Consider the following 18878-nt stretch of genomic DNA (forward strand, 5'->3'; position numbering starts at 1 on the left):
TAGCGGCAACTTGTGGTTCCTGATCCCCGCAATGAGAGGCGGCCGCAGCGCTGGGCGGCGGTGCTCCGTGGCGTAGCTACGGAAGTGACGGCGGATGCCGGGTGGGCGAGCCACCACCGGCGCCGCTCCGATGGCCATCCAAGCCGTCTTCGGCCTGCCTTTTTCAACGATAACCATGGCCGCAGCCTTATGCGCTGAATGGGTGCAACCCGTTGTAGGGTTCGCGCATCGGTTGGCGGGGGATTTGCTGTGTCCGTTGGCGGTGCGGCGGCGCCCGTATTGGGCGTTGGAAATAGGGGCAGCATGGCTACGATCGTCACGGTCCATGGCACATTTTCGAGTGGACCGGTTGAGGGGCAGAAGTGGTGGCAACGGGGAAGCCGCTTCAGCACGCGCATTGCCGAACTGGTCGAAGGCAGCAACGGCAAGGTTCAGGTTGAGCCGTTCATCTGGGATGGCCTCAACAGCGAGATGGCGCGCAACGCGGCCGGGGCGCGACTGGCGGCGAGGCTGCACGAGCTTGATGAGCAGGGCGAACCATTCGCCGTTATCGGCCACAGCCATGGCGGTTCGGTGCTGAGCGCGGCGCTGCTGAATGCGTCGCGCATGAAGCAGTCGATGCAACACATGCAGCGCTGGATCACCGTTGGCACGCCGTTCATTGAAACGCGTCGGCAGCGGTTTTTATTCTCGCGGCTGAGCGTTCTGGGCAAGGCGGTCTATCTCACGCTGCTGATGTTTCTCGTGTTGGGCATCATGATTGCTATGGGCGGTTCAGTTGATTCCGCGCCCGAGGCGTGGGTGATGCTGGTTTTAGTGTTTCTGACGCCGATTGCGGTTTTCTATGCGGTGCTGCGGTATCGGGAATCGAAGCGCTCACTGCGGTTCAATCGCAGGCTGCTGGGCTTTGCCGACAAGCATTTTGCCGATCGCTGGTTTTCGCTGTGGCACGCGAAAGACGAGGCGGTGCAATGTCTGAAGGCGGTGAAGCGCCTGGATCTGACGATCTTTCCGCGCCACTTTGCGGTATCATCACTTAATCTGCTGGCGGTTGGTTTCGTGCCGCTGCTGTGTCTGCTGGCGCTGAATTCGCAGACGGTGATGAATGCCATTGCCGCGCGTGTGTTCAGCAGTATCGACGCGCTGGCGGCGGAGCAGCTTTATCCTTCCAATGGCACCAATATTTTCGAGAATGCTGCAGTGCTGTTTCTTGGCCTGCTGGTCATTCCCGCCAATCTGATCCTGCCTGATGTGCAGTTCGACGGGACGCCGCTACCGGTGCAGATCGGGCTGGTGGTGTTTGGCATCGCGGTGCTGATCGGCGCTGTTTATCTGCTGACGCTGGTGTTCCACGCCATTGCGCGCGCCATCAGTCACGGCCTGAGCCTGATGCTGAACCCGGTAACGCTTTCGCAGCTCAAGGCCGCCACCTACGGCAGCGATGCGCGCGAGGATTTTGCCATTGATGCACGCGAGTGGCCGATCTGGCTGTCGCGCGGCTTTCCTCCGCTGACGCCTGACATCGCCGCTCCGCTGGAGCAGGCGAGCGATCGTGCCATCGGCAACGCTGTGCCAAAGTTCCGCAACATTATCGACAGCCTCACCTGCGCTGAAACAGCGGAGGCGACGTCCGATGTGGTGGCGGATTATCTGACCTGGCAGGAGCTGATCCACACGTCGTATTTTGACCAGGACAGCGTCGTGAAGCTGATCGCGTTTGCGCTATGCCAGTCCGATGGCTTCAAGCCCTCGGCGAAATTTGCGATGGACCCGGACTTCACAGCCGTGCAGCGGGCGTATGCTGCGATCATCCATGGTGAAGTAAAAATTGCCGGTAGCCACGCGGAACCGCAGCCGCTCATACCCGGCTAACGGTATTGGCAATTGATGTGGTTCGGCGAGACGAATTGCTGGTAAGCCACAACTCTCCAACCACGCGAAAATCGTTGATCATGCATATTCATCCAGTACTTCTATGCGGCGGCTCCGGCACCCGGCTGTGGCCGTTGTCGCGTCAAAGCTATCCGAAACAGTTCTCGCGCCTGATCGGTGATGAAAGTCTGTTTCAGCAGGCGGCGCGGCGGCTGTGTGGCCACGGTTATGCTGCGCCTGTCGTGGTGACGGGCAATGATTTCCGCTTCATCGTGACGGAGCAACTGGCGGCGGTCGAGATTGCTCCGCAGGCGATCCTGATCGAGCCGGATGGCCGCAACACTGCGCCTGCGGTTCTTGCCGCCGCGCTCGTTCTGGCGCAGAGCAACGCGGACGCGTTGATGCTAGTGGCGCCATCCGATCACGTTGTTCCCGACGCGCAGGCTTTCCGCGCTGCTGTAGCCGCTGCTGTGCCGCGTGCGCGCGCTGGCGATCTGGTGACGTTTGGCATTGTGCCGACGCGGCCTGAAACCGGCTATGGCTATCTTGAACTGGCGGCGGATGGGCGCATCGATGCCGATGATCCGCAGCGGTTGGCGCGGTTCGTAGAAAAGCCTGATGCCGACCGCGCAGCCGCGATGGTCGCCGCCGGAAACTTTCTCTGGAACGCGGGCATTTTTCTTTTCACCGCGCGCACGCTGATCGATGCATTTCGCGCCCATGCGCCGGACATTCTGGCGCCGGTTGAAGCATCCGTTGCGGAAGCGACCACGGATCTTGGCTTCACGCGGTTTGCTCCCGAACCCTGGGCGCGTGTGCCGTCCAACTCGATCGATTATGCGATCATGGAAAAGGCTTCGAACCTTGCGGTGATGCCGTATCGCGCCGGATGGTCTGACCTTGGCGGCTGGGAAGCTGTGTGGCAGGAGACCGGGCCCGATGGCGCAGGCAATGTGTGCTCGGAGCACGCAACGGCGATCGACTGCGAGGGTTCGTTGTTACGCTCGGAATCGGAACGGATCGAGCTTGTCGGCATCGGACTGAAAGACATCGTTGCCATTGCTACAGCTGATGCAGTGCTTGTGGCGCCGAAATCGGAAAGTCAGCGCGTGAAAGAAGCGGTGACCGCATTGCAGTTGGCCGACCGGCATCAGGCTACGACATTCCCCATCGATCATCGGCCGTGGGGCTGGTTCGAGAGTTTGGCCATCGGGCCACGCTTTCAGGTGAAGCGCATCGTGGTTCATCCTGGCGCGGCGCTGTCATTGCAGTCGCACCATCACCGCTCGGAGCATTGGATTGTTGTCGAAGGGACCGCGAAGGTCACAATCGATGGCGAGACAAAGCTGGTAACAGAGAACCAGTCCGTCTATGTGCCGCTCGGTTCCATCCACCGCATGGAGAACCCCGGCAAGGTGGCGATGGTGCTGATAGAGGTGCAGACCGGCAGTTATCTCGGCGAGGACGACATCACCCGCTACGAGGACGTTTACGCGCGCGGGCAGGGCGCGAAGGGATAAGCGCTGTCGCGCTGAGGTGGCGCGGATGATTGATGTGACCGGCGCACTCTAGAGCATTGCCGGAAGCTTATTTTAGCTCACTGCTTGCTGGCGATAATTGCATCGCAGCCCGATTGCATTTTTCAGACCGGATAAACATCTAGAGGACTTAGATGGCCGGGGTGCCCGGGTGTGATCTTGTAGTGGAGTACGCGTGATGGGTTTTGTCCGATTGATTGTTGCGGCGGGAGTGGGCGCTTGCATGTTGGCGCCGTCCGTTGTTTTAGCCGACTCCTATTGGGAAGTTGAAGCCGCGCGCGCAAACGCCAGAGCGGGTGGGCCGACGAATGCGCGGGATGCAGAGTTGTTGAATCGGTATGGCTGCCTGAGCGGCACCAGAAGCCGCTTTTGTGAAGCGCAAGCTGCTGGCGAGCGGCCTGTTTATCGCTCGCAACGGGGCAAGGTGCGTCGCTGATCAACTGGCTCTGATGTTCGTCTGAATAGTCGTCGGGCAGGTTCGTTATGCGCAATATGCACAAACATTGTGCGGAATTTTCTGCGCGAATGTGTTGGCGATAGCGGCGTGACGATTTAGTCTCTCATAAGACAATACGCGTACGCTCGCAATTTTGGAGCTGACGCACGTGTGACGTACGTCGTTGGCCTTTCGCACATTGCCGGTGGTCGTACATATGGAAAAGATACTTACGACAGTACTTGCCCGTCTGGTGAAGCGCGGCTCGTTGGTGGTGGTGAGCGCCAGCGGCAAGGAATACACACTGGGTGACGGCACAGGCGAAGAAGTGCGGGTGCGCTTCATGGATCGCGGTGCTGAGCGCGCTGTAGCGCTAAATCCAGAATTGCGCCTCGGCGAAATGTTCATGGATGGCCGCTTTGTTGTCGAGCGCGGCACGATCTACGATTTTCTCGAACTGGTGATGCGCGATGCGGCGGTCGAAGATCGCTCGCTGGCGGCGCGGATGCTCGGCAAGCTGCGGATGGTGACGCGACGCGCCGTGAGTGCGAACAGCCGCTGGCGCTCCCGACGTAATGTCGCCCACCATTACGATCTCGATCATCGTCTGTATGATCTGTTTCTCGATCCAGACAAGCAATATAGCTGCGCCTATTACGAGCGCCCGGGATGCACGCTGGAGGAAGCGCAGGCATCGAAAAAGCGGCTGGTGGCGGCCAAGCTTCTGGTCGAGCCCGAGAGCAGGGTGCTGGATATCGGCTGCGGCTGGGGTGGGCTGGGCCTTTACATGAAGCGCGTTGCGGGCGCTCGACAGGTGTATGGCGTTACGCTTTCAACCGAGCAACTCGAAGTGGCGCGCGCGCGGGCGGAAGCTGCCGGTGTTGCTGACAGCGTGCGCTTTGTGCTGCAGGATTATCGCGAGCTTGAAGGTAGCTTCGACCGGATCGTGTCGGTTGGCATGTTCGAACATGTGGGGCCGCAGTATTATCCGGCCTACTTCAACAAATGCCGTCAGGTGCTGAAGCCCGACGGCGTGATGGTGCTGCATACCATCGGCCATATGGATGGGCCGTGGTATCCGAACCCGTGGCTGGACAAGTACATCTTCCCCGGCGGGCAGCTGCCGGCGCTGTCTGAAATTGTGCCGGCGATCGAGCGCGCGGGCTTGATGGTGACGGATGTTGAATGCCTGCGCATGCATTATGCTGAAACGCTGCTGGATTGGCGCAAGCGTTTCCTGGCGCGCCGCGATGAAGCAAAGGCGTTGTACGACGAGCGCTTCTGCCTGATGTGGGAATATTATCTAGCGGCCCGTGAGGCGGCATTCCGCTTCCAGAACGTGGCCGTATTCCAGCTCCAGTGTGTGCGTCGCGTCGATGCGGTGCCGCTGACGCGAAATTATATCGCTGAGCGATATGAAGACCTGCGGATGCGCGAGGCTGAGCTGGCGCGGGCAGAGGCGGTGCGCAGCGGCAATGACGGCGTTGAGCGTATTCGGCCCGACGTTGTCCGGGCGGAGCAACGCGAGAGCGGCGCCGTGAACGGTACTGTTTCTGGCCACGGTGCTGCGGTCCCCGAGCCAACGCCTATCCGCAAGCAGCAGCAGAATTAGCCATTTTTGACTTTTGGCCAGCGTGTGTGGCCGGGCATCCGCTTGGAAAGCCAACAGCATTTGACTATAGTTGCGCAGGCACGGGCACACCCGTGGCTGAAGTGTATCAGGCGCCCGGCCGCGGGCGGGGGGATCCAGGGGACGGGGTCTCGGCAACAGTAGCGTAACAGCGCTCAATGCGGAGGCGCACGAGTTCGTATGAGATGCCATCCGGCACGGTGGCTGTGGGGGCTCATTCCGGTTGCGATGTTGAGCTGGCTCGCCATCCATGTCGAGACAGATGCCATCGAAGCCGAGCTCGAACAGCGCAGCGCAGCAGCACTTGCGCGCTCCGGCCATGGCTGGGCTTCCGTTGCATTTTCCGGCCGCGATGGTTTGCTCGTTGGCTTTGCCGATAATCAGCATCAGGTCGATACGGCCGCCAACATGGTGCGCGACTTGTGGGGCGTGCGCATGGTTAACGTGCGTGCGCGGCTGCCGGAGACGGGCCGCATCCCGGCGTTCGTGGGCGATGACGCGCTGCCGGTGCCGAAAGAACCCGACGACGGTCCGTCGTTGCTGGCGGATGAGTATCCGGTGGCGGCGCTCGGCTCGGATGGTCCGTCGGAGACGGTTGCGGCGGGTGTTGCCGGTTCCATGACCGTGACGGCGTTCAGCGGTTTTCCGATCGAGACGGTGCGCGAACAGGCGCCCGCGCGTTCAGCCTGGCAGGCGGTTGCGGCCTGGGCCGGTTATCCCGATGGCGATGTTGGTCCCGTTGCGGAGATTCCGGAATTGCTGGCTGACCGCAAAGCGCCGCGTAGCGTGCGGGCCCGCACGGTGGCGGTCTACGACATCAAGACCGGAGCTGAGGAGGCGGAGGCCGAGCCGCCCGCGCCGGAGCTGAAAGGGCCGCCGGTGCCGGTGATGCGTCTGACGGCGCGGATGCCGGAGGCGGAGGCATGGCCGTTTGGTCCGGCAGTGCCGGTGCTGGAGCCGGGCGAGCCGGTGGCGGCATGGGATGCCGATGAGCCGGAGCCGGAATCCGAGGCGCAGATGCCGGTGCCGGAACCGGAGATTGCCGCTCTGGAGCCGGAGCCGGAGCCCGAACCGCTGGTCGTGGTTGCGCCGAGGCCCGAACCGAAGCCCAAACCCGTCCGCAAGGTCGAGCGCCCGGCTGCGGAACCGACCGCTCCGCGCTTTGACACCGCTGCGTTACCGCAAAGCAACAGCGATCCGAATGCGGGTTGTATTCTGGGGGTGCTGGAAGCGGCTGAACGGGTGGAAGTGCATTTCGCCCATGGTGTTGCGCGGCTTGATCGGATTGAAAAATCGATACTCGATCAACTGGTTGATGCGTTGCTTGGATGCCCCTACGCGTCGTTGCGAATTTCTGGACACGCCGATTCAACGGGCAGACCGCGCAGCAATCTGGCACTGTCAAAACGCCGTGCACGGGCCGTTGTAGCGTATATGGTCGATAGGGGTATTGACGCCGAGAGGCTAACCGCCGTTGGCTTTGGCGATACGCAACCCGTCGCGCCGAACACCACGGGCACCAACCGGGCCAAAAACCGCCGTGTCGAGGTGATCGTCATGGTGCGCAGGACGGGTCCGGACGCGAGGGGATAGGGGAGATCGATGGACTATCTCATCGTCAATCTCGGCTGGTACATCGCCGGTGCGTTTCTGATCGGTTTCGTTGTTTCGTGGATTTTGTGTGCGCGGGTGGATGGCTAACCGCACCGGGATGCGGCTGGTCTGTTTGTGGGGGAGTGGGAAGTTATGTCGGAGTTGGCTTGGCAGGCGTGTCTGCTTTTGGCCGCGGCCTTCTTTTTCGGTGCCGTGCTGGCCTGCGGGCTGAAACGCCACTTCTATTATAGCCGCGCCAGCAAGGCTGCCGCCGTCGCCGCTGCCGGCACGGCATACGCCGCCGCCCCCGGAGAGCCGCGCATTGAGGTGACGCCCCGCGGTGAGGTGGACGATCGCTTCAATCGGGCCATCAGTGGCCAGATCGCTTCTGGCGCCCGCCGCGATTTCATCCCACACACCGCACTGCCAGTACTGGGCCCCAACTTCATTCCCATTCCGAAGCATGGCGAGGGTGGCGTCGGAGCAGCCGTTGCGAGTGTGATTGCAGCCGGCGGCGTGGCATCCGCTGCTGCTGCCACCATCGTGCCGGTGACGGCCGCACGTGGCGATGACCTGACGCGCATTCGCGGCATCGATCAGGTCATGCAGAAGCAACTGCATGATCGCGGGATCAAGAGCTTTGCGGCATTTGCTGCGTTGAGCGATGATGAAGTGAAGGCGGTTGAAGACGGGCTCGGCGTTGCGCGCGGGCGTGCTGCCGCTGACAACTGGCTGCGTTCCGCCCAGGTGCTGGCTGCTGGCGGATCGACCTACTACGCGCTGCGCGCCGACAGCGGCGTTCCTGTGCCCGCATTCACCGTTCCGGTTGCGACCACTTCCCAGCCTGTTGCGATCAAGCCGATCGAGCTTGGCTCGCTGCCGCGCATTGTGGGTACCGATCCGCATCAGGATCTTACGCGCATCTACGCAGTTGATACCGGCATCGAGGGCGAACTCAACCGCCTCGGTGTAGTGCGGTATGAGCATGTCGCGGCGCTGAACGACACCGATGTGCAGACGATCAGCGAGCGGCTGGATTTGGGCGATCGCGTTGGTAGCGAGAACTGGCGCGGGCAGGCCCGTGTTCTTGCTGAAGGTGGCACGACGTATCAGATGCTGAAGCGCAATCGCGCATCGGCCGCCGCAACGGCGGCAGCTTCCGCTGCGGCGGTGGCTGCGGTTGCGGCGCGGATCGGTGGCCGGTCGGCGCCTGAGACTGCTGCGCCCGCTGCTGTGGTTGTTGCGGAAGAGACGATTGCCGAGCCCGCCGTTGTCATTGAGCAGGAAGTGGTGGCGCCCGCCGCAGCTGTCGAGCCTGAAATAATAGAGCCGGCATCGATCGATCCGGAGCCAGAGTCCGAAGCGTCCAGCGTGGCGACGGACACCGTCGCTGACGATGAAAATGTTGACCTGGCAGCTGCCGCCGCCGCTACGCTTGCTGCTGCTGCTGCTGCTGCTGCTGCTGCTGCTGCTGCTGCTGTGGCGAAGGACGAGGCGCCTGCTCCCGTCGTCGAAAGCTCGGTTACCGTTCTGACAGCACCTACGGATGATTTTACCCGCATCCGCGGTATCGACAGTGCATTGCAGAGCCAGATCCAAGAACTGGGCATCACGCGGTTCCATGAGCTGGCGTCGCTTTCGGTTGGGGATGTCGAAGAACTCGAAGAGGTGCTCGAGATCGAGCGCGGCCGCGTTGCACACGAGAACTGGGTGCGTCAGGCGCATATTCTGGCGACCGGCGGTGAGACCTATTACGCGCGCCGCGCCGACAGCGGTGATCCGGTGCCTCCGTTCACGGTGCCGATGACGTCGACCGGCAGCGTGACGGCTGCTGCTGAAACACGGTATCAGCCCGTGGCGCCGGGAACGCTGCCGCGCGAGCTTTCTGCACGCGGCCCGAGCGATGACCTGACGCGCATCCGTGGCATCGATGTTGGCATGCGCAGGGCTTTGAACGAGCTGGGTATCCGCCATTTCCGTCAGCTTGCATCGCTGAACGCGACGGATGTTGCCGACCTCAGCGCGCATTTTGGTCTGGGCAATCGGATCGTCGACGAAAACTGGCTCGGGCAGGCCGGCGTGCTGGCGCGGGGAGGCGAGACTTATTATGCGCGCCGCCACGACCTTGCGACCGCTGCTGCCGCCGCTGCGATTGTTGTTCCCTCGGCAACGGTAGCTTCGCTGTGGCCGGAAATTGCAAGCGCACCGGAACCGGAGCATGTGGCTGAAGCCGTCGCCGACGTTGCGCCAGCGGCCGAGCAGATCGCCGAACCGGCGTCCGCTGAAGCAGTGGCAGCGGTTGAGGAGATCATTGCGGCGGTGAGTGGGGCATCGGCCGCAGCTGAAGCCGAACAGCTATCGGATGAGGAAGTGCCGATCGCCGTCTACGCCGAGGCGGAATATGCCAGGGCGGCAGCGGAAGCTGAAACGTTGGCGGAGAACGCTGCTGTTGAAGCGGGCGAAGATGCGGGGGTTGCGATCGCTGAAGTGGCATCGCCGGTTGAGCCTGCAGTAAGTGAGCTATCGTCAACCGACGACAGTGCTGAACCGGTGACGCATCACACTCAACCGCATCACACCGGTAGCGAGCTGGGGGCGATGCGTTCGGTCCGTTCGGAGCTGCTGCTGGGCGATGCATCGCGTGCGCTGTATCTGGATGGCAAGCCGGACGACCTGAAGCGCATTCGCGGTGTGGGCGTGCTGATCGAGCGCAAGCTGCATGAGCTTGGCGTTCATTATTTCGAGCAGATCGCCAACTGGTCGGTTGAGGACGTTGAGCACGTCAGCAATCTGCTCGATTTCCGTGGCCGCATCGAACGCGAGAATTGGATCGAGCAGGCGCGCATTCTGGCGTCGGGCGGACAGACGGAATTTTCGCGGCGCGGAGACAGCTGAAGCCTGATGGCTGGTGGTGGTCGGCTGCGGTGCGGTGCGGTGCGGTGCTCTCAGTAACGGATGCTGACAATGGAATAGGCACTGCCGTTTAAAGGCGGTGCCGTTTCATGTGTCGCCGCCCAACTGCTGTTGCCCGGCTGTGCATCGGTTAGCGGTGGGCTTGCCCTTGTCCCTGCGCAAAGACCAGCGCGTGCCGGCCTGTCATATTAGCCAGGAATATAGCGGTGATGCGGGATGCAAGCGCAAGCGCTAGACGTTTGTCCGGGCGGGCTGCGGCTGTTATAGCCGCATTTATCATTGCACCCGCATTGATAATCTGAACCAGCGCATACCGATGGGGTGAACCGATGGGTGATTCAGTGTTCACCTTCGCCGATGAAGAAGAGCGCGATGTCTGCGCTCTGTTGGGCGATCCGGCGACCTACGGTGTTGACCGGGTGGATGTTGTCGAAACCCATATCGGGCGCGTGTTTTTGGCCGGCGAAGACGCCTACAAACTGCGCAAGCGGGTGAACTTCGGCTTTGTCGATTTCTCGGCGCTGGCCGCGCGTCATGCCGCTGCGCTGCGCGAGCTGGAGCTCAATCGGCCGCATGCGCCGCGCATGTATTATGGTCTGCGTCCGATCGTGCGCTGTGATGGCCAGCTTCAGCTTGGTGCGGGCGATGGGCCGGTTGCGGGCGAGATCGTCGACTGGCTGGTGCACATGCGGCGCTTTCCGCAGGAAGCCGTGCTGAGCTTCAAGGCGCAGCAGGGTCCGCTTGGTGATGCGCTGGCAAAGGCGCTGGCCGATATGGTGGCGCGCTATCATCAGGACAGCGCCATTGCGACGCTGTGCGATGGCGCCGGTCGAATGCAGGCGGTGGTGGAGCAACTCGCTACGGCGCTGGCGCAGGAGCGTCCGCAGATTGCCAGCGGGCTGCGCGGTGCGTTTGATGCCGTGCGCACACAACTTGCCGAACGCGGCAACGCGGGCTGCGTGCGCCGCTGCCATGGCGACCTGCATCTGGGCAACATCGTGCTGATCGATGGCCAGCCAATTCCGTTCGACGCGCTGGAGTTCAGCGAGGCGCTTGGCACCATCGATGTGCTTTACGATCTGGCGTTTCTGCTGATGGATCTTGAGGCGCGGGCCGATCATGCAGCCGCGAACGCCGTGTTCAACGCTTACTGTGCGTTTGAACCGCTGGGCGGCGAAATCGAGGGGCTGGCCTGTCTGCCGTTGTTCCTCGCCTGCCGCGCTGGTGTGCGTGCCATCGTTGCAATGGCGCGGCTCAGCCAGGTGGTGGAACGCGAACGGGCGGAGGTGGAGCGCGTCGTCGATCACTATGCGCGTCTGGTCGAGGGCTATCTGACGCCATCGCCGCCGCTGCTTATTGCCGTCGGCGGGTTGTCGGGAACCGGCAAGACGACACTGGCAGCCATGCTGGCGAGCCATATCGGGTCGGCGCCCGGCGCGCTGCATGTGCGCAGCGATGTCGAGCGCAAGCGGCTGTTCGGGGTGCCGGAGACGCAGAAACTCGATCGGCAGCATTATCGCGTCGCCACCGCGCAGCGGGTTTACGGCATGCTGGAAGATCGGGCCCGGCGCGGGCTGCGCATTGGCCATGCGGTGATCGTGGATGCCGTGTTTGCCAAACCGGAGGAGCGCGCCATGGCGGCGGCTGTTGCCGAGGAGGCTGGTTGCCAGTTCGCCGGGCTGTGGCTGACGGCGCCGGAAAGCACGCTCATTCAGCGCGTGGAGCAACGGGTCGGCGATGCTTCGGATGCGGATCGTCGCGTGGTGCGTGAGCAGTTGAAGTATGACATCGGGCCGATGGAATGGACCGAGGTTGATGCTTCAGCCAGCATGTCGGGCAGTCTTGATGCAGCTCTGAATGCGCTTGCAGCTCAGGGCATCGCGCTGCGTAAGCTTGGTTAGAGCGCGCACGCTTTGCAAATTAGCGCTGGCGGCTGCGCTTCGTGCATCCGGCCAAGTATTTTCTCGCACCGGCGACTCCGCTTCGCGGAGCCGGCCGCCGGTGCGTGATGGCACGTAGCAGCCTACCAGCGTCCGCCGATCGCCTCGCCGAGGCTTGAGGGAACCGAAAATTCTTTCTGTTTTTTGGCTGCAGCTTTGGCGCGCGCCTGTGAGGGTTTTGGTGCCGGATCGCTGTCATCCTCGTCCGTCGAACCGGTGTCGGCTGCTACGGCGCGATCGACGGGATGCGTGCTCTTGCCCGTGCGGGCACGGTCTTTTGCATCCGGCTCAATCGTCGTCACCTCAGGCTCGCTATTGGTGTCGAGGTTGGTGACGGCGAAGAACGGCACCAGTTTTGACCTTGCCGGTTGTTCCGGGATCGCCTTGGAGAGCTCGGCAGTCAATTCGGGCAGCGGCTTGAATTCGGTTTTGGAACGCAGATGCACGACCTTGTAGCCGCGCTTTTCCAGCTCGGTGAGGATGGTCGGCAGTGCTGCGGCGGTTGAGGCCTTGATGTCGTGGAACAGGACGATGCCGCCGTTGCGGGCCTCAACCTGCTGGATGGTGCGTGCAACAAGGCGCTGGGGGTTGGCGATGTAACTGTCGTTGGAGACGACGTCGACTGTGAATGAGGCGATGCCGCGCTCCTGCATATGGGCGAGCATCGGCCCGGAATCGGACAGGCCGGGGAAGCGGAAGAACGGTGCGATCGGGCGTCCGGCGGCGAGCGCAACGGCGGCAAACCCGCGCTCGATCTGATCGGTGGCCTTGGACAGCGGCAACGCGCATGTTCATCGGATGCGACGGTGTGCGTGCCCATGGTGTGGCCGCGGTCCATCACCTCTTTGACCATGCTGGGATAGGCCTGCGCCATCCGGCCGACATAGAAGAATGTCGCCTTGGTGCAGAACTTGTCGAGCGTGTCGAGGATGCGGTTGGTGAACTTGGGCAGCGGGCCGTCGTCAAATGTCAGCACGACTTCCTTCGGACGCAGGAAGCGCGGCTCCTGCTCGTACTTGGTGAGGCCACCGAACAGCGGGCCGGTGGATGGGTCGATTTCGACGATGCGTTCAACGCCGAGCGCGCCTTTCGGGGAGGCGCAGGCCTCTTCGGCTTTCGCCCTGACGGCGCCGAGGGAGGCGGCTGTGATGCAGATGGCGATGGTCAGGGAAAGTCGGCAGATCACAGGCTTTTCCTCGGTTGGTTCAGAACCCTGAAATCCCATCTACATTGTGTCGGCGATAAATCACAGGGCTGTGCGCGCACTTCGTGCCAGGGTGAGGCGCAATTCCCACGGCACGCTGAACACAGGATGGATTGGACCCAGCAAGCTGTATGCATTGAGCAGGCTGAATGTTGAGCTTGTGGGGACGTGGCGCGGCGCGGACACGGACATGTACGGCGCGGACGCCAGCGGCTGGATGCGTGCGCCGCAGATGGCATCAGCTTAGCTACTAGGGATCAGTGGCCTTGCGCGCCCAGGGCAGAATCTCGCGTCCGTTTTCGTCGGTCTCGATAGCGGCTTGCGTATCGGCATTTGGCCAGGTAACCGCGCGCTTGGCCAGCGGCTGCTTGTTGGCGGCGGCCAGCTTGTGCGCAATCAGCTTGCTGGCGCGCTCGTCGTATTTCGCCACCGTTTCCACGTCGTCCTTCGGCACCACGTGCACGACCTTGAAGCCACGCTCTTTCAGCTTGGTCAGCAGGCTCGACAGCGCCTTGGCGGTTGAGGGCTGAATGTCGTGAAACAGGATGATGCCCTTGCCCCGCTCCGCCAGCTGAGCGAGCACGGTGCGTTCTACCGTTGCTGCATCCTTGGTGCGGAAGTCGCGCGAGTCGATGTCGATGGTGAAGTTGGCAACGTTGCGCTGCTTCAGGTAGTCGGTGCCGGTTTTGTTGAAGCTGAGATAAGGGAAGCGGAAAAACGGTGCGACGTCGCCCTCAAGCGCCTGCGAGAGCGCGCTGAAGCTGAGCTCGATTTCCTCTTCCATTTTCTCCTTGGACAGCGATGGCAGGCGCGCGTGCGTCCAGGTGTGTGCGCCGACGGTATGACCGGCGGCGGAAACCTCTCGCACCATCGCAGGATCGGCGACGACCATACGCCCGACCATGAAGAAGGTGGCTTTGGTGCAGTGCTCGGCGAGGGCCTTCAAAACCGTGCGGGTGTGGGACTTCAGCGGGCCGTCATCGAACGTCAGTACGATCTCGCCCTTGTTGAGGAAGTCGTGGTGACCGCTGACGGTGCGCCCGAACGAAGGGCCGCCCGTGGTATCCACTTCGACGATGCGTGACAGGCCGATGCCATCGCCGCCGCTGGCGCATGCTTCCACCTGCAGAGCGCCGTGCGCCAGCAATGGCGAAGCCTGCCCCAGAACAAGGCAAAGCAAGCCAACGGTGAAAGCTTTAAACAGCCGCATCCCCGCAACCCGTTCAAATCCAGCCATCAGCAGCGCCCTCCGCCGATAAGCTTCATGAGCCTGTTAGTAGGCCGAAACGGCAAAGAGTTTCCGCCTTTTTTGCTTTTCCACGGCACAACATCAGGGCGCTGTTGCATCTGCGCACACGGATGTATTCATCGTCGCAGCGTGCTAAAGGCGTTGCATCGCGCATCATATCATCTCTAAACGGGCAGACACCGGCCGTTACCTGCCGCCATCCGGGGTGCCTCCTTGCCATGACGAACGCTGACGAGACCGTCGCGCCAGAGCGCGGCAACACACCCATCGCCGAATGCATTTCTACCATCTCGGAGGCGCTTGAACGCCACGATCTGGCGAAGGTGCGCGAGGTTGCCGCGGGGCTGGAAAATCCGGATCTGGCCGACGTCATCGAGGAGCTTGCGCCGGAGCAGCGTGTCGAGCTGATCGAAGCGCTGGGCGCCGATTTCGACTTCGAGGTGCTGACCGAAGTTGACGAAAAAGTCCGCGACCAGATTTCCGAGGCTTTGCCGAACGACGTTCTGGCCAAGGCCGTTACCGAGCTGGACAGCGACGACGCCGCCTACTTGCTTGAAAGCCTTGAGGCCGACGACCGGCAGGAAATTCTCGACCAGCTGCCGCAGAGCGATCGCGCCGCGCTGGAACGCAACCTGCTTTATCCCGGTGAAACCGCCGGCCGACTTATGCAGGCCGACTTTGTCGCCGTGCCGCCGTTCTGGACCGTGGGCCAGGTGATAGACTTCGCCCGCGATACCGAAGACCTGCCGGAGACATTCTCGGAAATCTTCGTCGTCGATCCCGGCTTTCATCTTCTGGGCAGCGTGAACATATCCCGGCTGTTGCGCACCAAGCGGGACGTGCCGATCAGCACCATCATGGATGCCGACCGCCATATGATCTTGGCGACGGCCGACCAGGAGCAGGTGGCGCGCCAGTTTGAGCGCTATGGCCTGATGGCGGTACCGGTTGTCGACAGCGACGAACGGCTTGTCGGTGTTGTGACCGTCGACGACGTCGTTGAGGTGATCGAGCAGGAAGCGGATGAAGACGCCAAGCTGCTGGCCGGTGTCGGCGACGAGCGGCTGAGCGACAGCGTGCGCGAGATTGCGCCGCCGCGGTTTCTGTGGCTACTCGTCAACGTGATGTTCGCGATGGTCTCGGCTTCGATCATCGATCTGTTCGGCGGTTCGATTGAGCAGATGGTGGCGCTGGCGGTGCTGATGCCGATCATCGCGTCGATGGGCGGCAATGCCGGCACGCAAACGATGACCGTGACGGTGCGCGCGCTGGCAACCAAAGAGCTGAGCGACATGAACGTGCGGCGCGTTGCGCTGCGCGAGGTGACGGTGGCGTTGATAAACGGCGTGCTGTTTGCCTGTCTGCTGTCGGCGCTGGCGATCCTCTGGTTCGGTGGCGCGGGGCTGGGTGTTGTGATCGCCATTGCCATCATGATCAACCTGCTCGTGGCCGCCGTTGCAGGCATGTTGATCCCGCTGGGATTGCAGCGCCTGGGGTTTGACCCTGCCGTTGCGTCGACGGTGTTCGTCACCTCGATCACCGATGTCGTCGGCTTCTTCGCCTTCCTTGGGTTGGCGACGTTCTGGCTGCTGTGAGGATCGGAGCATGGCGATAACCATCAGGCGCCTGAACGCGGATGATCGCGACGGCTGGGAAAGGTTGTTTCGGGACTACATCCGTTTTTATGAGGCGGAGGTGCCCGACGAAGTGATCGCGCTGACATGGCAGCGATTGCTGGGCGAACAGGACGGCATGCTGGGGCTGCTGGCTGTCGGTGCTGACGGTAATGCGGTGGGGTTGGTCAACGCAGTGTTTCACCGCTCCACTTGGTCGCCGACGGAATATTGTTATCTGGAGGATCTGTTCGTCGATCCTGCTGCGCGCGGTGAAGGCGTCGGCCAGATGCTTATCGAGGCGGTCTATCGCGAAGCCGATCAGCGCGGTGCCACGCGCACCTATTGGGCGACGCAGCACAACAACGAAACCGCGCGGCGGCTCTATGACAAGCTGGCGACGCTGAGCCCGTTTGTGCAGTATCGGCGCTGAACTGCTGCTGCTGTTGTGCGTGTAGCGCGGTGGCTCCAGCCGTTTGTTTTCTCGTGCTTCTTATCGGAAAACCGGTTCCCACTTTTCCGGAAGCACTCTAGCTCGACGGCGCGTCGAGACGGCGGGTCAGGTTTTCAAATTCCTGCCGCAGCGCTTCATTGCGGAAAATCTGGTCGAAGGTCGGCGCCTCCAGCTTCTGGATGGCTTCGAACGACGCGGCGCTATCTTGCATCAGGTTCTTGAGCTGGAAGCTTGCTTCGACCGTTTCGTAGGTGTTGTCGGCGATGCGCAGGTCATGCACCGCGCGCGTGCGGGCGCAGGCGATCTGCTCACGCTGCTGCTGCAGATATCGGCGATAGGCCTTGGCTGCTTCCGCCGCCACCTTCTGTGCTTCGCGGTTGGCTTCCAGCGCGCGCCGCTGATCGGGGCGGTTTTCAGCCTGCAACAGCCGCGCGGTTTTGCCCTGCGCGGTTGCGATGTCCTTCAGGATGGCATCCAGCTTCGGCATGTAGTTGGTGTCGATGCGCTCGATGGCGGACGACTGCGCGTGCACCAGCATGGCGAACAGCGCCGCGTGCATGGCGAAGTATTTGCGCGCCGCGTTCATGTTGTCGCCGGCGGCGTTGAGAAGCTTGCCAAGCTGGCTGTCGATCACCTTGGCTGCGCTGAAGGCTGCAACGAGCCGCACCAGATCGCCTGACAGCACGCTGTCGAGCAGCAGATCCACCTGGTCGGGCGAAAGCTGAACGCCAGCTTCAGCCAGCGCGACGGCGACCTCGGTTTTCGCCTTGGCGATCTCTTCGCGGTTCTTGTCGATGCGCTTGTGCGCGTCCTGGATGTTGCCTTCAAGGCTGTCGACCGTATCGGTCAGCAGGCCGGGCAGCATGGCATCCTTCGGCGCGGTGAGCTGCTTCTCCTTCATCGTCGCGATCTGGGTTTCGATATCGCGGATGTTTAGGCGCAGCGTCTCGATCTTGCGCTGCATCTCCACCACCGGCACATCGGTGACGATGCCAAGCGCGGAATCGAGCAGGCCACGGATGCGCGCCTCGCGGTCCTCGCGCGTTTCCGTCCACAGCGGTGTCAGGATGAACTCGTCGCGGCCGGGCAGCTTCTGTGCCTGCGCGCGGTGGTCGGCGGCATCGCGCAGTACGCTGTCGATCTCGCGCATGAGGCGGCGCGCCTGCTCAAATGCCTTGTCGCCCTCGCGCGGATCGGCGGGCTGCTTGGGCTGGGCCTGTGCATTGCCGGGTGTCTGGGGCGGTGCTTGTGCGGATGCCGGTGATTTGTCGGCGCCCGTTTCGGCAAGCCGCAGCAACTCCGCTATGCCATCACGACGGGCGGTCTGCGCATCGGCGGCAAAACTGGATGCAGCGAGGATGAGCGCTGCTGCTGCGGTGGGCCAACGGACGTCGGCGGCGGACATGGCGAAAGCCTCCAAACATATGTCACCCCAGTGGGCAGCAAATTCGGGCCTTTCAATGGTCCGAACCGGCGCGCACGCGTTTTAGCGGCGGAAAACCGTGCCTTCAGGTGCTTACAGTGCCGGAGGCGCGCGCCAGAAGATCGCTGAACCGCTGGTCGATCTGGCGCGCATCCGTCAGCACAAGCATGTGGGAAAGCGCTTCGCCCTTGCCAACCCCGCCGCCAGCCTGACCGCGCCGCACAAAATCGTCCGTAGGGTGATCGCCGAGCGCCAGATGCAAGCGTAGTTCCTTGCCGGTGATGCCGAGCACGGCGAACGGTGCGGGGCTGCCGAACGACAGCGAGCTTTCCTGAACAGCCAGCGGGGCCTTCGGAACGGCGCCTTTGATCCGCGCGAGAATAAGCTGGGCGAGCGGGCGATAGGCTTTGGCTTTGGCGAGCACACTGTCGATGTCGCGCGGGCCTGTTGCGGCTGGCGATGGGGCGCTGCGCTGCGGGGCGCGTGCGGCTGCTGGATCCGATGGAGGTGATGTGTCCGCAGCGGAACCCGCGGCCGCGCCGCCCATCACGACAGTCAGGCGTGGTGGAGCAACGATGCGCTCGGGCGTCGGGGCAGATGACTGCGGTGGCTGTTGCTCCGGCAGCGGAGTATGTCCGTCGGCAATGGATCTCGACGCGCTTGGGTTTTCGGTCGGCTGGCGCGAAGGCTGTTCACCTACGGTTGCTGTCGGCGCTGCGGGCAGAGACGATGGCGCCAGCACTTCGCGCCGCCGTCGCGCGGCTGGACGGCGCGGAGCTTCCTCCTTCGCCACCTCCGCATAGATCGGTCGGCCGCCGTTGTGATGGATACGCTCCAGCCACGACGCCTTTGAGAACATCAGCCCTTCATGGCGCAACCAGTCGATGATGTCGTTGCGCTCGGTTTGACCGCTCTGCGCAATCGCGTGCATCCACTGTTGCAGGTTGCGCCCGGTGTTCTCCTCGAGCCCATCAAGAAAGGTGCGTTCCTTTTCACCGAAGCCTTTAGTCATG

Annotated in this window: 13 protein-coding genes; 9 read left to right on the plus strand and 4 right to left on the minus strand. The window is 62.5% G+C overall.

The genetic code is table 11. The features are described 5' to 3' along the window. Nucleotides 1–303 precede the first annotated feature (303 nt). The 6 genes from QEZ49_RS11090 (at nucleotide 304) to QEZ49_RS11115 (ending at nucleotide 11883) form a co-directional block, all read left to right on the plus strand. Nucleotides 304–1872: a hypothetical protein gene (locus QEZ49_RS11090; RefSeq protein ID WP_280386881.1), complete on the plus strand. Its 1569-nt coding sequence runs from the start codon at nucleotides 304–306 to the stop codon at nucleotides 1870–1872. An 80-nt stretch (nucleotides 1873–1952) separates the two neighbouring features. Further along, on the plus strand, nucleotides 1953–3392 hold the full coding sequence (locus tag QEZ49_RS11095) for a mannose-1-phosphate guanylyltransferase/mannose-6-phosphate isomerase (protein WP_280386882.1): 1440 nt from the start codon (nucleotides 1953–1955) through the stop codon (nucleotides 3390–3392). A 671-nt stretch (nucleotides 3393–4063) separates the two neighbouring features. Beyond that, nucleotides 4064–5458, plus strand: coding sequence for a cyclopropane-fatty-acyl-phospholipid synthase family protein (locus tag QEZ49_RS11100; protein ID WP_280386884.1), 1395 nt, complete (start codon nucleotides 4064–4066; stop codon nucleotides 5456–5458). A 198-nt stretch (nucleotides 5459–5656) separates the two neighbouring features. Continuing rightward, the gene (locus tag QEZ49_RS11105) at nucleotides 5657–7069 is read left to right on the plus strand and encodes an OmpA family protein (RefSeq protein ID WP_280386886.1); all 1413 of its coding nucleotides are present in this window, start codon (nucleotides 5657–5659) and stop codon (nucleotides 7067–7069) included. A gap of 153 nt (nucleotides 7070–7222) precedes the next feature. Next, nucleotides 7223–9964: a hypothetical protein gene (locus tag QEZ49_RS11110; RefSeq protein ID WP_280386888.1), complete on the plus strand. Its 2742-nt coding sequence runs from the start codon at nucleotides 7223–7225 to the stop codon at nucleotides 9962–9964. A 347-nt stretch (nucleotides 9965–10311) separates the two neighbouring features. Continuing rightward, nucleotides 10312–11883: a bifunctional aminoglycoside phosphotransferase/ATP-binding protein gene (locus QEZ49_RS11115; protein WP_280386890.1), complete on the plus strand. Its 1572-nt coding sequence runs from the start codon at nucleotides 10312–10314 to the stop codon at nucleotides 11881–11883. Between the two features lie 122 nt (nucleotides 11884–12005). On the opposite strand, the gene QEZ49_RS11120 is transcribed toward QEZ49_RS11115, so the two are convergent. After that, nucleotides 12006–12704: a polysaccharide deacetylase family protein gene (locus QEZ49_RS11120; protein WP_280386892.1), complete on the minus strand. Its 699-nt coding sequence runs from the start codon at nucleotides 12702–12704 to the stop codon at nucleotides 12006–12008. A gap of 5 nt (nucleotides 12705–12709) precedes the next feature. Here QEZ49_RS11120 and QEZ49_RS11125 point away from each other — a divergent pair, with 5 nt between their 5' ends. Then, nucleotides 12710–13282, plus strand: a complete 573-nt coding sequence (locus QEZ49_RS11125; protein ID WP_280386894.1) for a hypothetical protein — start codon at nucleotides 12710–12712, stop codon at nucleotides 13280–13282. Nucleotides 13283–13376: 94 nt separating this feature from the next. Here QEZ49_RS11125 and QEZ49_RS11130 read toward each other — a convergent pair whose 3' ends face one another. After that, nucleotides 13377–14363 (minus strand): polysaccharide deacetylase family protein, encoded by a 987-nt coding sequence (locus QEZ49_RS11130; protein WP_280386896.1) that lies wholly within the window; start codon nucleotides 14361–14363, stop codon nucleotides 13377–13379. Nucleotides 14364–14593: 230 nt separating this feature from the next. On the opposite strand from QEZ49_RS11130, the gene mgtE reads away from it, so the two are divergent. Next, nucleotides 14594–15970 carry a magnesium transporter gene (mgtE, locus tag QEZ49_RS11135; RefSeq protein ID WP_280386898.1) on the plus strand — a complete coding sequence of 459 codons (1377 nt, stop codon included), beginning with the start codon at nucleotides 14594–14596 and terminating at the stop codon, nucleotides 15968–15970. 10 nt (nucleotides 15971–15980) lie between these two features. Beyond that, complete coding sequence (locus tag QEZ49_RS11140) at nucleotides 15981–16421, plus strand: GNAT family N-acetyltransferase (RefSeq protein ID WP_280386900.1); 441 nt, start codon at nucleotides 15981–15983, stop codon at nucleotides 16419–16421. A gap of 97 nt (nucleotides 16422–16518) precedes the next feature. Here QEZ49_RS11140 and QEZ49_RS11145 read toward each other — a convergent pair whose 3' ends face one another. Both QEZ49_RS11145 and QEZ49_RS11150 read right to left on the minus strand, forming a co-directional pair. Further along, the gene (locus QEZ49_RS11145) at nucleotides 16519–17847 is read right to left on the minus strand and encodes a hypothetical protein (protein WP_280386901.1); all 1329 of its coding nucleotides are present in this window, start codon (nucleotides 17845–17847) and stop codon (nucleotides 16519–16521) included. 103 nt (nucleotides 17848–17950) lie between these two features. Then, nucleotides 17951–18877, minus strand: coding sequence for a DUF5655 domain-containing protein (locus tag QEZ49_RS11150; protein ID WP_280386903.1), 927 nt, complete (start codon nucleotides 18875–18877; stop codon nucleotides 17951–17953). Between the last annotated feature and the right edge of the window lies 1 nt (nucleotide 18878).

The organism is Hyphomicrobium sp. D-2 (genome assembly GCF_029872155.1).
Taxonomy (GTDB): Bacteria; Pseudomonadota; Alphaproteobacteria; order Rhizobiales; family Hyphomicrobiaceae; genus Hyphomicrobium_A.

What these genes read in the sequence shown, in the direction of transcription:
- QEZ49_RS11090 (WP_280386881.1), top strand. Translation starts at nt 304, where the DNA reads ATGGCTACGATCGTCACGGTCCATGGCACATTTTCGAGTGGACCGGTT.
- QEZ49_RS11095 (WP_280386882.1), top strand. Translation starts at nt 1,953, where the DNA reads ATGCATATTCATCCAGTACTTCTATGCGGCGGCTCCGGCACCCGGCTG.
- QEZ49_RS11100 (WP_280386884.1), top strand. Translation starts at nt 4,064, where the DNA reads ATGGAAAAGATACTTACGACAGTACTTGCCCGTCTGGTGAAGCGCGGC.
- QEZ49_RS11105 (WP_280386886.1), top strand. Translation starts at nt 5,657, where the DNA reads ATGAGATGCCATCCGGCACGGTGGCTGTGGGGGCTCATTCCGGTTGCG.
- QEZ49_RS11110 (WP_280386888.1), top strand. Translation starts at nt 7,223, where the DNA reads ATGTCGGAGTTGGCTTGGCAGGCGTGTCTGCTTTTGGCCGCGGCCTTC.
- QEZ49_RS11115 (WP_280386890.1), top strand. Translation starts at nt 10,312, where the DNA reads ATGGGTGATTCAGTGTTCACCTTCGCCGATGAAGAAGAGCGCGATGTC.
- QEZ49_RS11125 (WP_280386894.1), top strand. Translation starts at nt 12,710, where the DNA reads ATGTTCATCGGATGCGACGGTGTGCGTGCCCATGGTGTGGCCGCGGTC.
- QEZ49_RS11130 (WP_280386896.1), bottom strand. Translation starts at nt 14,363, where the DNA reads ATGGCTGGATTTGAACGGGTTGCGGGGATGCGGCTGTTTAAAGCTTTC.
- mgtE (WP_280386898.1), top strand. Translation starts at nt 14,594, where the DNA reads ATGACGAACGCTGACGAGACCGTCGCGCCAGAGCGCGGCAACACACCC.
- QEZ49_RS11140 (WP_280386900.1), top strand. Translation starts at nt 15,981, where the DNA reads ATGGCGATAACCATCAGGCGCCTGAACGCGGATGATCGCGACGGCTGG.
- QEZ49_RS11145 (WP_280386901.1), bottom strand. Translation starts at nt 17,847, where the DNA reads ATGTCCGCCGCCGACGTCCGTTGGCCCACCGCAGCAGCAGCGCTCATC.
- QEZ49_RS11150 (WP_280386903.1), bottom strand. Translation starts at nt 18,877, where the DNA reads ATGACTAAAGGCTTCGGTGAAAAGGAACGCACCTTTCTTGATGGGCTC.